This is a genomic window from Methanosaeta sp. UBA458, assembly GCF_002496085.1.
Taxonomy (GTDB): domain Archaea; phylum Halobacteriota; class Methanosarcinia; order Methanotrichales; family Methanotrichaceae; genus Methanothrix; species Methanothrix soehngenii.
The window spans coordinates 1-13,982 of sequence record NZ_DAIK01000037.1 but is presented as its reverse complement, the minus strand read 5'-3'; the positions used below and the strand labels follow the sequence as shown (position 1 = coordinate 13,982).

The window sequence follows — 13,982 nt, the reverse complement described above, 5'->3', positions numbered from 1 at the left end:
ACTTGATTTCTAGATAGTGCCCATATTATTAATTTAAATTGATGTGCTTTCTTATTAGTTCCACAATAAATTATAGCGTACTCATTAAATATAGGGCTCCTCGCTATTTGGCATGGGTGGACTTGAAGCGGAAATTCTCTGTATCTTTTCGCCTCTGTGGAAAGCCACTATTCTTTGACCCAACCACAGAGGCACAGAGGCACAGAGGAACAAAGGCCATATTCTCTGCCTGAACTCACCCACATAATTCAGCGAAGCGCCAAATATAGCACTGGCCTGAATCATATCAGGCCGATACCGAAGCTGCATCTGAGCGGTTGAGACTCTTTTTCATGGTCCCCTCCAATGCGACTCTCATCTCTTCTTTCTGTGTCTGCTCGAACTCTCCATTCTCCAGAAGGTCCTCCATCATGCCGTTCAGAACATCATCCATAATCTCCATCTTGGCATAGAGCCTCTGGCTTTGGGCCTGGTAATAATTGACCTGCAGCTGCAGAACGGGGTTGGCAGTGGCGAGATCGCTATTCAGCAGATCTGAGGCCTCATCTTCCGTCCTCTTTGCCGCATCCTTGATCTTGTTGTACAAGCCCAGCCACAGGAGGATGGAGGAGGAATCGAGCTTCTGCAGCCGGGGCATCATCCTCCCAAACCTCTGGGAGAGCTTGATCAGATCCTCATTGGCAGATCGAATGGCATCCTGATAGGCGGCAAGGCCGGATGCAAGCCGGGCAATCTCTGGATTCTTGGACATCTATATCACCAAAATCTGGATTATCAATCACAGGATGGTAACGCCATCCATCTGGAGAAAGATAAAGACAAGCCGCGCGGGGCGAAAGTATCCAGGACGGTATTAATAGCAGAAAAAGCAGAGAGGAACTGGAAGATAAGAGATGAAAAAACCCAGCGATCGGATAGACCAGGTTCGCAGGCTCTGCCACCAGCTCTGTCGCAGCTCATGCATTGAGGATAAGAGACAGGAACGCCATAAAGAACTGCTGCGGAATCGCGCCCACTGGTCGGTGTTGAAAAAGGCAGAGCAGTTCCGCCAGATAGATCGGGGAGAGAAGGTGCCCTTTGACATCTCCCTCCCCCTGCCGGCCAGAGATGGTGGGGAGGGCTCAAACCAGGGGGTCGAGCTTTTCTGGGAGCGGTTTCGTTGCCAGCAGTGTGGCCTGTGCTGCTTTACCCCAGGGGCGGGGCTGCTGCTCGAAAAGGAGGATTTCGACCGGATCGCGGCGAAGATCGGGAAGAGGAAGGCAGAGAGGCTTTCCAGATTTGACAGAGCTCTGGACGGCTGGATTCTCAAGCAGCCCTGCCCGTTTTATGATCATGCCAAAAGAGGCTGCAAGATCTATGAGATCAGACCCCTAACCTGCCGCAAGTATCCTCTTCATCCCCCTCTGGCCCAGCTGCCTTACAATCTGGCGGTGGACGCCTTCTGCCCCGCCGCCCGCCTCTTTGCCAAGGAGACACTGGAGTGGTGGATCATCTGCGAGAACAACTGGGCAAGGCTCTTAGCCAGGATGGAGGAGTCCGGAAAGGCTCCGCCAAAAAAGGATGGCTAAAGGCTGTCTGAGAGCATTTCCTCTTCTATCATATAATCTACAATCTCGGCGAATCCCTCGCCAAAATCCTTCTTGGCCACATAGTCGGAGATCTCCTTCAGCCCCGGGCGGCCATTGCCCACGGAGGCCCGAAAGCCCGCCACCTCGAACATGGGCCGGTCGCTCATGCTGTCTCCAATGGCAGCAAAATCCATCGGGTCCAGATTCAAATGCTGGGCGATTCTGGTCAGGCCTGTTCCTTTGTTCACCCTTCGATCCTTGATGTGCACCGCAAAGGCAGTGTCCACGATATCCACCGGCAGGCCGAGCTCATCCGCTCGCCTGGCCAGCGCTCCCAGGTCGAAGTTCCTCTCCAGGATGACATCGGTGAAGCGGTACTTGTGCCGGGAGGAGTCGTACTTTTTCAGGATGAACTCCTCCGACAGCCTCAAAAAAGCATCCTCGCAGACCTGCTGATCTGCCAGGATCTCCAGCTCATCCTCGGAGTAGGACAGAACTCCTCCGTTCTCAGCGATGAATATGCGTGGGGTGCCCAGGATAACGGAGACCGTTCTGGAGAAGCAATGGGTGTTTCCTGTGCTCAAAATCACGGGCACAAACAGCCTTTTTATCGCCAGCAGGGATTCCGGACATAGCACCCGGTTCATATCGGTCAGTGTGCCGTCGATATCGACTGCTATTGCTTTTATCATTGGCTCTCCATTTCCATCAGATCTCCATGATCATCATATCCCATCCCACAATGGTGGGCGCTCCGGAGAGCTCTATCACCTGCTGGGCCATCTCGTCCTCATGCCCCTCTGCCTGGGGATATAGATGGGTGAGGACCACCCTTTTCAGATCATAATTGCTGAGCATATTTCCCAGCTTCAATGGAGTGGTATGGTTGGTGACATCGAAGGGCTCGGGGAATGAGCACTCGTGAATGAGCAGATCTGAGCCATCGGCTAAAGCTGCCACCCGGGCCGAGGGCTCGGTGTCACCGGAATAGACGATCACCCTCTCCTCCGCCTCCAGGCGATAGGCGAGAGCAGTAACGCTGTGGAGCGCCTCCTCAGCAAAGATGTCAAAGCCCTTTATGGAGAACGAGTCCATGGCCTTGAGCTCCTGCACACGAGACTCCATCCTCTCCAGGTTTGGATAGGCGGCCTGGAGGCTCTCGAACCATTCTCTCGTGCCCGCGGGACCGAAGATCGATAATCCCTGAAGGCCAGAGAGGTAGCGCCCATTGGCCAGGGCGAGAAGATCGTGGACATGGTCCAGGTGAAGATGGCTGAGCACTACGGTGTCAATCGCTTCTGGGCCTGCTCCCACTTGATCCAGGCGCATGAGGGTGCCCGCACCGCAATCGAGGAGCAGAGGCAGATCATTCTCTATCAATATCGCTGCCTGAGAGCGGCCGGGCTGGGGGATGCCAACGCCGGTGCCAAGGAGAGTAACTTTGAGGCTCATTGCATTACCTTATGATATTGCTTCTCAGGATCTGATCATCACCAACAGCATCTTGAATCTGCTGATTGCCTTGAGGGCATGGGGCTCGCCCGCAGGCAGGATTATGCAGTCTCCTTTTGCCAGTCTATAGGCTTTTCCCGATATTGTGATCTCAACCTCACCATCGACGATGTTCACCAGGGCGTCAAAGGGGGCAGTATGCTCGCTCAGCCCCTGGCCGATGTCGAAGGCGAAGATGGTAGCCGTTCCCGTGCTCTTGTGGATTATCTCCCGGCTGACCACGGAGCCGTCCTGGTATGCCACCAGGTCCTCCAGCCTCTCGACTCTGGGCGTAGCCTTCTCGTTTTCAGTTTCCGTCATTTTAGTCGCACCTCTTTATGCTCTCCAAGACCGTCGAACAAAACCTTTTCCCACCGTTTTTCATTGTTCTCTGTCCAGGGTCAAAAGGCTTGCCTCATTCTACTCAGCATTCTCCCCTTCAGACCGGTTCCGCTGCGACAGGCAACGAATTCTGGCTGCCGGTCGGCTGTCAATTCCAGGGCGGGCAATATCAGCCGGTCTGATGGCTGGGGAGGTTGAGGATCTATTGCTATGACACAATCAGTAATGCTATAAAATTAGTCTCTTCGTATTGCAGATCTATTCCAGCTCTTCGCTGAATTATCTGAGTGAGTTCAGGCAGAGAATATTGCCTTTTATTCCTCTGTGCCTCTGAGGTTGGGTCAGAGCATAGCGGCTTTCCACAAACTCGAATGATCCTCAGGACAGGGATCATACAAGCAGGATGAAAACTGTGATAAGCCTGGTATCCCTGTTATGCTTGATATGGGCAGTGAAGGCTGCTGCCTCATTGGAACTCTGATTCCAACCCACAAACTAACCATGTTTACCTCTCGTAGACAAGCATGCGTCTTGAACGCGAATGGAAAATTTGTCCCACGAGGGATTGTGTCATCTGCCCATATCAGGACAGCATCAGTTATGGCTAAAGAGTTAGATAAAGGTGGTGGACTGGATATTCACAAGAAGTCGGTTGCTGCTGCGATAGCAAGCGAAATTACCGTTCAGCTTGATGATACGCAGGTCTTTCTTATGAGAAAAGCTCTGCTTGAACTCACCCACATAATTCAGCGAAGAGCTCTTTTAATTCTTTCCATACCTCCCGCCCGGGCGAGATAAAGCTCATCCAAGTTATCGAATATGCCGTGCTCCACCACTCCAGGAATGAGGCTGATCTTGGCCGCAAGAGACCTGGGATCCTCGATGGTCCCGAAGTCCACGTCCATAACGAAATTCCCGTTATCGGTGATCACCGGCCCGTCCTTCCTCAATCCCTGTCGCAGCACCGGCTTGCCTCCCAGTTCCTCCAGCCTCCTTCCTGTTAGCCTAAAGGCGATGGGAATCACCTCCACAGGCACCGGCCAGGTTAGTCTTTCTACAAACTTGGACTGATCGGCAACGATCACGAACCACTTGGCCGAGCAGGATACCACCTTCTCCCGGGTATGCGCCGCTCCGCCGCCCTTGATCACCATCAGGTTTATGTCCACCTGGTCTGCCCCGTCGATGGCCAGATCAAGAACTGGATGCTGGTTTAAGCTGGTGAGCCTTATATTTGATTCTATGGCCAGCTGTTCGGCCTGAAAAGAGGTGGGAACGCCACAAAAGTCCAGATCCTCCTCTCTGACCCTCTCTCCCAGCCTCTTTATCGTCCAGGCCACAGTGGAGCCCGTGCCCAGGCCAACCACCATACCGTTCCTGACCAGCTCTGCCGCTGCCTCACCTGCCGCCTTCTTGGCAGCGGAATTGGATGATGCGTCCTTCATGCTCCTCTCAATTCCCCTTTATTTCCTCTCAAAATTCCCGCAATCCATTCGTTCAGAAGAGCTTGCTCTTCACCGTGGTGAAGACCGGTCCCCTCAGGTCGATCTTGTGCTTGTAGCTGGTGATGTACCTCTCGAGAGCTGGGTGAATCTTGATGTTTATATCCGCCGGGCTTCTCACAATCCTCGCTCTGGTCTCAGACTCATTGCCTTTCATTGCCGCCGCCTCGATCTCATAGGCAGAAAGAGCAGCAAAGGAATCGATGAATCGAATGCCTGTGCTCACTCCCTCATTGAACGCCTCCTCCCAGCGGGAGGTGCGGGGGATGCCCATGACGTTCTGCTTATGGACCACGATCTCATTGAGGGCAGCCGGGCCGCAGAGCTTGGTGTTCTCCTCCGGCTCGACCACCCAGACCTGAATATGCCTTCCGAAGAGCTCTCCCTCCCAGGCAGGAAACTCGCAGGGAGAGGCGGCATCACCATGCTCAAGGCACACCCCGATCACAGATTCGGCTATCGCCTGCCCCTCTGGCGTGCTGGGGGTCATTTCAACAGCGATCATCTGGGCCATCTCCCGGGCAGTGAGCTCCCAATTGGCCTGGAACTGGGGGTAGGAGAGAGCTCTCACATCCTGAGAGTTATGCAGAATCATGGCGATCCGCTCCACTCCCAGCCCCAGGTTCATGACCGGATAGGGGATATCATATTGGGACAGGGCAGTGGGCGAGTAGATGCCGAATGTAGCCACCTCAACCCAGCCGCTGCTGTACTTGGTGGCCGAGCCGACCAGTCCCGGATGATAAGCATAGACCTCGATCTGAGTTCCGGGAACGTAGTACTTGCTCCTCTTGTCATCCGGTCGGAACTGGAACTTCTGGAAACCGAACTGGCTGAGGAGGCCGTCTGCAACCGCCTTCCCATCTTCTATGGATACATCCTCATCCATGATCACACAGCTGGCCGAATAGTAGCTCATCAGGCGGGCGGCATCCTCCGCCTGCTCCCGGCGGAAGCATCGGTCCACAGAGAAGAGTCTGATGGGCAGCCTCTGGCGGTAATGGAGGTTGGAGAGGGACAGAAACCAGCCACTTGTCATATGGCTTCTCAAGGTGCGACTGGTGGCCTCTGCTTTCAGTCCTTTGAACTCCGGAAACACCTTCTCCAGGACAGTGCCTATCAGAGCATCGTGAGCAGAAAGGGCATGAGCGATCTCTCCCACCAGGTCGTCGCCCTCAACCTTCCCCTTTTTGTAGGAATGGAGGATCTGACGGAGCGCCTCCACCTCCTCTGCCGAGAGCTCCCGACCCAGGAGGGCGTTTATCTGGGCGATCCTCTCGTCCGATATGCCGATGTCCGGCCGGGGAAGGCCGGCGAGATAAAAGCACCTGTCCAGAACGGCAAGAGCCTCGGAGCCGAACTGGCGGTAGACATCCTGGGCCTCGACCATCACCGGATTCATGGCCTCATTGAAGCCGAGGCGAATATAGGCCTCTCGTAGCTTCTGAACGGTATCGAAGATAGGATGAACTGAGCCGAAGGAATAGCTATTTCGCGGATATCTCTCATTCAAGGATGGCCGGCCAAGGTACTCTCTTCCTTCCTGCCAGGTCTTATCGAAATCCTTCCGGGCCGCCTCCCGGATCTGATTGGGATCGAACTTCATGACTTAAACTCCATGATCTATTGATTTAAGGCTTTTTGAGTTTATTTTGTTTTAAGAAATAATGATTCCATTCTGGATATCTCCAGGGCATTGGTGAGGTCCCCTCGGGTCCTTTCCAGCATGGACCTGGCAAGATCGCTCTTCCTCCGCAGACCTCTGGTTATAGCATCCGGATAGTCGAATAGCATCAGCAGATAATAGATCTCTTCCATGACCTCCAGGAAGTATTCGCCATCTTTTGCCCTGCCGGAGCGAATGAGGTCCAGAATATGACGGCGAAGCTCACCGCACACGTCGCCCAAACCCGCCAGATAGTTCGCCAATTCCACACCCACCTCAGCCGGGGTGAGGATCTCATTTCTGGTGATGATGGAGTAGACGGAGATGGCCTCGGCGTACTCCTGCTCTGCTCCGTCCACAAAGCCTGCATAGCGTACATCCTGATGGTTCCCTAAAAGCTCCCGGATCTTCTCCAGCTCTTCTGCTGCCTCATCGACCAGCCTCTTTGCCGCGGGAAATTCGTTTCTGTGCATCGATCTGATTGATGAAGAGCACAGGCGTATCACCCTCCGGGAGAGGGACAGAGCCTCCTCGCGAGCCCGGTCTTTGTCATCGAAGCTTCTGAGCAATCCCTCAGAGATGTTCTCAAATGTGGACGGTCCGGACATAATCCCAGTCTCTTATTCCTAAAGAAGATATCATTTCCGGGTATCATCCAGCAGCCTTTTGAGCCTCTTGACCGATCTTTGGCCCTCTTCCAAAGAGCGCGATTCGGTTACTATCCGGCCACTGTAGCCGTTCAGAGCAGCCAGCACCTTCTTCCAGGGTACAGTGCCATTTCCCACCGGCAGATGCTCGTCTCTCTCCCCATGGTTGTCATGGGCATGGATGTGGATCATCATATCCTTAAGCCTCAAAAAATCCTCTACATTTCCATTGGTATTGGCATGTCCCACATCGAAGATGAATCCGAGGTTATCCCGGTCCACAGTCTCAATTATGCCTTCGATCTCCTCCGGGCGCCTCCCCAGGATTGCAGGCATGTTCACCATATTCTCGACTGCCACTCTCATGTCCAGATTCGAGGCATGATCGCAGATCTCCTGGATTCCCTTTATGTTCTGCAGCCAGGCAGCGTCTGGCATATGCATTCCCAGGGGAGAGAAGTGGCCGGGATGAACCACCGCCAGGCGGGCAAAATCGCTTGCCAGGTCCAGGCAGGTCTTCATCTGTCGCACCGTCTCCTCCCATATGGGCTGGTTGACTGAGGCTAAATTCAGGTCCGAGTAGGGCAGGTGAATGGTTATGACCAGTCCTGTCGTCTCTACGATCTTCCTGGCCTCGGGGAGATTTCCCTCAGTCAACCTCTGTCTTCCTTCGTTGACTATCTCCCAGCCGCTATATCCCAGATCCTCCAGCTGGTAGGCCCAGTCAAAGGGCCGGTCCACCAGCTTGCTGGACGAAAAGCTAAACATCCTCCTCCATCGCACCATTTGATGCGCCATCTAACGGGCTATCTATTGCGCTGCTATTTGATGCACTATCCGATGTGCCTTCGAATAAATCGATCTCCTCGACTGCCACTCCATTCTCCGTGACAGGTGCCAGCCAGTCGATGACCCTCTCTGGATCTGTGGCCTGAATCTGGATATGCAATGAACCCAGGGACTCCTCTTGAGGGGGAAAGCTCACCATTCCCATATAGGCTGCCTGCTTGCTGAGCTGAAAATGGATTATATTGCAGCTTCGGCCTCGCTCTAAAACAGACCTGGCAGCATCCAGAATCTCCTGGCTTCTCAGGAGGCGATGCAATCTTCTCAAGGATTGAGGGCCATCATAAGCGTCGATACGATCGGTGCGAATGTCCATTATCAGACCGGGAAAGATGTTCTCAATCGCCAAGACTACCCTATCAACCCTTTCCGTAAGCTGAACGGCTGAATAGACTGTGACCTCGATCGTTCTCATCGCCCCTAGATGTGGCTGGTCTTGTATCTGAGGATAGCAGCTATGCCGCCAAAGGCCCGGAAGAGCTGTGCTCCTTCCTCAAATTCAGTAGAGATGATCTTGACCTCTGCCCCGCTCAGCTCTGCCAGCTTGGACAGGTCGGACACTATATCCACCTCTTCCTCAATGGTCAGCGGGCTGGAGCATTTCAAGCAGGTTCCTACCGGCTCAGATGAGCCACTCCTGGTCTGGCTGTCGGTATAGTCGCAACTGCGATTGGTGCAAACGATCTTGGCCCTGGTCTTTCTGAGGTCCTCGGATAGGAGAAGAACATCAACCGCCCCAAGCTCCAGGTTGTGGCGGACCTCCTTTTCCCCGTATGCCGCCAGGCCTTTATCTGATACCAGCTCCTTCATGAACCGGCGCATTATCTCTTTATCCTGGGTGACCTCCAGGTCCGCGAGCTGCTCTTGAGCAGTATCCACCAGCTCATACAGACCTGACTCATCGGTGTAGGAGACATCCAACGCCGCCAGGACCTTTCGCTGCAGCTCATGGTGCAGAAAGCCTCCTTCCACAAACTCCTCTTTGGTGGGAGAAGGCCCACCGATCAGGATTCCTTCAAGGTCCTTGGGATCAATGGGCAGAAATGCGTCATTGGCCGACTCACCTATTCTTTTATAGAAATCGTGAATGGCAATCAGACGAAGCTGCTGGAACCTGTGGCTGGACTGGCCGCCCTTTCTCTGCTTGCCTGGAACGGTAGATGTCAGGGTCTTGAGGGACTCGATATATTTCCCTTTCAATAGGCCAATTGCAGCCTCGCGCCTGTCCAGGACGATGAGACCAAAGGTCCTCTTGTCTGCCAGCATCTCCTCCAAAGGCTCGAGATAAAAGGAGGAGTCGCAGTGATATCTGTAGGTTACTATGGGATCAGGCGGCTCTAAAGCTGCGCTGAAGAGCTCTGTGCGATTGGCCCCTATGTCCACGCTACCGATAAATAGGACGACGCCATTCTCCGGAGGTTTTGGTATGAGCTTGAGCCTGGACATGGCTGACTCGAGGGAGCCCTGGACGCTAAGCCTTGTCACTCTCGACTTTATATTGGATGCTTGCCCGTATTCCTCCCGCAACTGACTGGTAACATCAGATATCTGCTTATCAGGAGGGATATACAGGGAAATGAGCTCTGTGCCCCTGCCCTTCTTGCTCCGGAGGCCGTCAAGAAGACGCTTAAATTCATACCTTTCCTGCGCTGTAAACTCCATTCTAGCCGATCTCCAAAATTGCTCCTGGATCAAGGTATAAAAGGCTTCTTCAAAAGGATTTCGGATGATAATCCTTGATTTGGAGGAAAATTTTTTTCGATTCTGGATTTTCAAAGGGAGGCACCAATTATTACTATCTTAATAATACTAGTCAGATTTGGCTGAAATAATTACTCAATTTATCAAATTTTTCCAATTAATCAGTAGTCTTAAAATCAGTCAATAGAAATGGCAAAATTTGATCTATTCAAAAACTATATAAAGATATAAGTTATCTTATAATCCATGGATCAATTAGTCGTTCTCCAGGAGATCTATGAATCGTTTTCCAAGGGAGGGGATGGCCTGCAAAAGATCAGCAGCAAGGCTATCGAGGGGAGTTGCCCGGAGCTGACCGCCAAGCTGCTGGAAAGCGCCAAGAATGGCGAGATCGATGAGGATATCTGTCGCCAGCTTTCCGGCTGCCTTGAGGATATCTACGAGATCAAGCGGCTGGGCGATATCTGTCGCAGCACCGGATTATATTCCCTTGCCATAAGCGCTTATAACCGGGCCTTATCTCTCTGCAGCGATCCGGTTTTGAGGCCGGTTCTTCAAAACAATCTCGGTCAAGCCTATGCCCGCCAGGGAGATTTGGCCCGAGCAGCCTTCTACTACAAAAAATCCGCTTGTTGCTTTGAAAAATCAGAGGATCTCCTAGGCCTTGCCCATGTCCTGGGAAACCTGGGATCTGCCTACCGTCAGAACCGGGATTGGGATCGGGCCATAGAGTACTGCTACCGCAGTCTGAAGACCTTTGAGGAACAGGGTGATGATCTCGGCATTGCCCAGATGACTGGGAGCCTTGGAAGGATCTATGCGGACATGGGAGAGAGGGATCTGGCAACTCGATACTTTGAGAAAAGCCTCGAGGATTTCCAGAGGCTCGGCGACAAGAAGAGCGCTGCCTGGATTATGGATAGGATGGGACGGATTGCCAGCGACAGATACGACTGGGATAGCGCTAAGAGCTACTTCAGCCAGAGCCTCGACCTGTTCGAAGAGTATGGCCAGACCCAAAGCAAGGGGATCGTCCTCTCTAATATGGGACGGATGCAGCTAGAGAAGGGAGATGCATCTTCTGCTCGCGAATCTTTGGAAAAGGCCATCCATCTCATAAGCCGCAATGCCCAACCTGGTTATCAGAATGCTCTGTCCTCACTGGCCGCGGCTTACAGCACCCTGGCAAAGGGCTCTTTGGAAGAGGCAGAGGATAATGAGGACCTGGGTCTGGGCTCAGGCCGCCTGCAAAGGCAAGAGGCATCCAAGAATTTCGGCCGGGCATCAGATCGCTTCCTAGAGCTAGCTTCCTCTCTTCCCAAGATGCAGGCGGATATAAAAACAAAGTCAGAGATTGCTAAATGTCGGTCCTATCTTGCCAGGATATCCGGATACACCTCTGACCAGGAGGCAGTGGAAATTGCACAGAAGGCTCTGTCATCGCTGGATATGGCTGCAGAGAATGCAGCTGAGACTAAAAAGGCCGGAATCAGAGGTCTGGCGAAGGCCGTATCCGGGATGAGAGAGGCAAGGTCGATAGGCCTGCTGGGAGACGAGCCCTGGCGATTGGCAAAGGCAGTCAGCAGCTCAATCGAGCATCTGCTGGCAGGTGCCAGGGAATGCAATGCCACGATTGTCGACACCAGCTTCGTCTCCGCTCTGGAGAACCTCAAGGCAAGCATGACTGCTGAGAGAAAGACTGAAGATCCGATAGCTAAGCTCCACGCAGCTGCGGGGGACCTGCGCCACTCTGGAAAGCACCTTTCATCTCTGGAAAAGGATCCAAAAGAGAGAGATGCCCGCAGATTGATCGAGGCAGCAGCGATACTGGAAGGGCAGATGGTAGGGGATGACACTGCCAGCGAGGAGGGGCCGCGCCGCAATGAGTTGGGCTTCGGTCCGGAGAAAGATGCGTTACTGCTAATCGCTGGGGCCATGGCCAACAGCCTGCTGGAGCTGATAGATGATACCCGGGAGGTTCTCACCTGGGATGAATCGCTGAATCTGATTTCCAGTGAGAAGAGGATACAGCCAGATATCATCGATGGGATGGATGAACTGATCGAGTCCGATCTGGAAGAGGATTTCGATGGGCTGCCGGATCTGGAGATCTCAGAGGATGGGGCGCGGGCCAGGAACATGATTTTGACTGACGGCACCGTGGAGCCCTCTGAGCTATATGTCTCAGAGATAATGCATCCAGAAGACAGCTGGCTTGTTCCTGTCATGGCTAGTACTCCCTGCAAGAAAGAAAATCCAATTGGCTTTAATTCCTGGAGGCAGGCACAATTTTATGGATCCAAGGGCTTTGACCACCTGGAGAAGCCAGAGGATGATATCGAAAAGATCGAGGGGGTCATAGATACTGGGCTGATAGAAGAGCTAAACCGCCATGATCTTGGCGGAATGCAGGGGGGGGAGTGGCCGGAGAGAGGGCTTGAGGATTCTGGTCCAGACTTTCGCGAGGCAGTACCGGAGTTTAAGGAATCAACCTCCAGCTATGGCAGCGGTCTATTCAGCCAGGAAAAGGCGGTAATGCTGATCAAGGCCATGAGCGTGCTGGTGATCATTCTCTTGGCGGTTGAGGCGGTGCTATATTTGATATAGGCTGAGCGGGAATCCTCTATCGAGATGAAAAAGAAGCAGCTTGAGATGACCCTGGAACGACTGGAGGGCTTTTCCGAGCCCTCATTTATTAGAGAGCAGTATGCAACGCCCGCCTCAGTGGCGGCGGAGATTCTCTTCTTAGCTGCTCTGCGCAATGATCTGGGTACGGTATGCGACCTGGGATGTGGGACGGGCGTTCTTGCCATCGGCGCGGCGCTCATGGGTGCAAGGGCGGTAGGAGTGGAGATCGATAAAGATGCCCTGGCCACGGCGAGAAAAAATGCAGAAAATCTGGGCGTGGATGTAGACTTCATCCGGGCGGACGTGAGAAAGCTGGAGCTTGAAGGCATAGATACAGTGATCATGAATCCCCCCTTTGGAGCTCAGAAGGCCAGCGAGGGAGATCGCGCTTTCCTCTCCACTGCTCAGAGGATCGCTCGGAATATTTATACTCTGCACAACCGGGGAAGCCATGATTTCATTAAAAAATATATATTTCCCAATGTGGTGCAGGAGGTCTATTGCATCCCATTTCCTTTGAAGAGATGCTTCGAGTTTCACAGCAAGGACATCAAGGTCATTGAGGTTGAGCTATACAGAATAACCTGCCAGCATTCCTAGAGGAGCCAAGCTTTTGAGACCAAGCCTTTATACCAGGCTTTAGATACTAGTAATTTCTAATTGAGCCATAGCGATGAAAAAAGAGACGGAAATGATGCGGCGATTCTCGAGCCGTATATTGAATTTACAGAGGAATAAATGATGGAAGATAGCTTTGTGCTTCCCGGCGATACGGTGGGATCTTTGGAGGAGTTCGTTCCTGGAGACTACACCTATGCCAGGGAAGGAATGATATTTGCCACCACTGCCGGCCTGGTTAAGGTCGATCCCAAGACCAGGTCTGCCAGTGTCATACCCAAGACCAACGCCCCAGTCAAGCTTAACCACGGCGATATAGTAGTGGGCGAGGTAATCGATCTCAAAGACAGCCTGGTGATAGTATCCCTGGCCTTCAAGAAAGGCTACGAGGACCGGCCAATCTCAGATGAGGAGGCCACCATTCACATATCCAATGTGAAGAACTCTTATGTCAAGGATCTGCGCTCGCTCTTTTCCATGCGCGACATCCTCAAGGCAAAGATCGTCGATGAGCGGCAGATGAGGCTCTCGACTGGAGACGAGGATCTGGGAGTGATAAAGGCTTACTGCAACCGCTGTCTTACCGGCTTGATGCGAAAGGAGGGAAAGCTCATCTGCCCCAATTGCGGCAACAACGAGACGCGAAAGATGAGCTCCGCCTATGGGCTGGGGGTAGTGTAGATGAACCTGAAGATAATATCCAAGACCGAGAATGAGGCAGTCATTGAGTTCGTGGGAGAGGGTCATACCATTCTCAACTTGCTCCGAACGGAGCTGTTGAAGGACAAGAGAGTCCTCATGGCAACATATGACACAAAGTTTCCGGTAATGGACAACCCCGTCTTCCGCCTCGTAACCAATGGGGCCGATCCCATTATTGCTCTGAAAGAGGCCACGTCCAGAATAATAGATCAGTGCGATGAGTTTTCCAGCAAGTACGCAGAAGCGGTAAAGTGACTGCTCCCCGCCCTAA

The 13,982-nt window shown here is 52.9% G+C and carries 15 protein-coding genes; 5 read left to right on the top strand and 10 right to left on the bottom strand.

The window, feature by feature from the left end; genetic code table 11:
• Positions 1 to 286 precede the first annotated feature (286 nt).
• Positions 287 to 751 carry a hypothetical protein gene (locus BP822_RS02215; protein ID WP_013720460.1) on the bottom strand — a complete coding sequence of 155 codons (465 nt, stop codon included), beginning with the start codon at positions 749 to 751 and terminating at the stop codon, positions 287 to 289.
• 142 nt (positions 752 to 893) lie between these two features.
• Here BP822_RS02215 and BP822_RS02210 point away from each other — a divergent pair, with 142 nt between their 5' ends.
• A complete protein-coding gene (locus tag BP822_RS02210; RefSeq protein WP_286877626.1) occupies positions 894 to 1,568 on the top strand; it encodes a YkgJ family cysteine cluster protein in 675 nt (224 codons plus the stop codon).
• Here the strand turns inward: BP822_RS02210 and BP822_RS02205 are convergent.
• From BP822_RS02205 to prf1, 9 genes are all read right to left on the bottom strand, one after another.
• On the bottom strand, positions 1,565 to 2,260 hold the full coding sequence (locus tag BP822_RS02205) for a phosphoglycolate phosphatase (RefSeq protein ID WP_286877624.1): 696 nt from the start codon (positions 2,258 to 2,260) through the stop codon (positions 1,565 to 1,567). The genes BP822_RS02210 and BP822_RS02205 overlap by 4 nt on opposite strands.
• A 16-nt stretch (positions 2,261 to 2,276) precedes the next feature.
• Positions 2,277 to 3,020, bottom strand: a complete 744-nt coding sequence (locus BP822_RS02200; protein ID WP_276620401.1) for an MBL fold metallo-hydrolase — start codon at positions 3,018 to 3,020, stop codon at positions 2,277 to 2,279.
• 24 nt (positions 3,021 to 3,044) lie between these two features.
• Entirely contained in the window at positions 3,045 to 3,380 is a 336-nt protein-coding gene (locus BP822_RS02195; RefSeq protein ID WP_286877623.1) for a cupin domain-containing protein, read from the bottom strand.
• 767 nt (positions 3,381 to 4,147) lie between these two features.
• Positions 4,148 to 4,846: a ribose-5-phosphate isomerase RpiA gene (gene rpiA, locus BP822_RS02190; protein ID WP_013720455.1), complete on the bottom strand. Its 699-nt coding sequence runs from the start codon at positions 4,844 to 4,846 to the stop codon at positions 4,148 to 4,150.
• Positions 4,847 to 4,898: 52 nt separating this feature from the next.
• Positions 4,899 to 6,509: an O-phosphoserine--tRNA ligase gene (gene sepS / locus BP822_RS02185; RefSeq protein WP_286877622.1), complete on the bottom strand. Its 1,611-nt coding sequence runs from the start codon at positions 6,507 to 6,509 to the stop codon at positions 4,899 to 4,901.
• Between the two features lie 41 nt (positions 6,510 to 6,550).
• Positions 6,551 to 7,177 (bottom strand): translin family protein, encoded by a 627-nt coding sequence (locus tag BP822_RS02180; protein WP_013720453.1) that lies wholly within the window; start codon positions 7,175 to 7,177, stop codon positions 6,551 to 6,553.
• Positions 7,178 to 7,207: 30 nt separating this feature from the next.
• Positions 7,208 to 7,984 carry a sugar phosphate isomerase/epimerase family protein gene (locus BP822_RS02175; RefSeq protein WP_013720452.1) on the bottom strand — a complete coding sequence of 259 codons (777 nt, stop codon included), beginning with the start codon at positions 7,982 to 7,984 and terminating at the stop codon, positions 7,208 to 7,210.
• Positions 7,977 to 8,477: an RNA-binding domain-containing protein gene (locus BP822_RS02170; RefSeq protein WP_013720451.1), complete on the bottom strand. Its 501-nt coding sequence runs from the start codon at positions 8,475 to 8,477 to the stop codon at positions 7,977 to 7,979. The genes BP822_RS02175 and BP822_RS02170 overlap by 8 nt, the downstream gene beginning before the upstream one ends.
• A 5-nt stretch (positions 8,478 to 8,482) precedes the next feature.
• Positions 8,483 to 9,724, bottom strand: coding sequence for a peptide chain release factor aRF-1 (prf1, locus tag BP822_RS02165; RefSeq protein WP_013720450.1), 1,242 nt, complete (start codon positions 9,722 to 9,724; stop codon positions 8,483 to 8,485).
• Between the two features lie 285 nt (positions 9,725 to 10,009).
• Here prf1 and BP822_RS02160 point away from each other — a divergent pair, with 285 nt between their 5' ends.
• The 4 genes from BP822_RS02160 to BP822_RS02145 all read left to right on the top strand — a co-directional run bounded on the left by BP822_RS02160 (position 10,010) and on the right by BP822_RS02145 (position 13,966).
• Complete coding sequence (locus tag BP822_RS02160; protein WP_286877621.1) at positions 10,010 to 12,370, top strand: tetratricopeptide repeat protein; 2,361 nt, start codon at positions 10,010 to 10,012, stop codon at positions 12,368 to 12,370.
• A gap of 24 nt (positions 12,371 to 12,394) precedes the next feature.
• Positions 12,395 to 12,991 carry an METTL5 family protein gene (locus tag BP822_RS02155; RefSeq protein WP_273270852.1) on the top strand — a complete coding sequence of 199 codons (597 nt, stop codon included), beginning with the start codon at positions 12,395 to 12,397 and terminating at the stop codon, positions 12,989 to 12,991.
• Between the two features lie 138 nt (positions 12,992 to 13,129).
• On the top strand, positions 13,130 to 13,690 hold the full coding sequence (locus tag BP822_RS02150; protein ID WP_013720447.1) for an exosome complex RNA-binding protein Csl4: 561 nt from the start codon (positions 13,130 to 13,132) through the stop codon (positions 13,688 to 13,690).
• Positions 13,691 to 13,966: a DNA-directed RNA polymerase subunit L gene (locus BP822_RS02145; RefSeq protein WP_013720446.1), complete on the top strand. Its 276-nt coding sequence runs from the start codon at positions 13,691 to 13,693 to the stop codon at positions 13,964 to 13,966.
• The last annotated feature ends 16 nt before the right edge of the window (positions 13,967 to 13,982 follow it).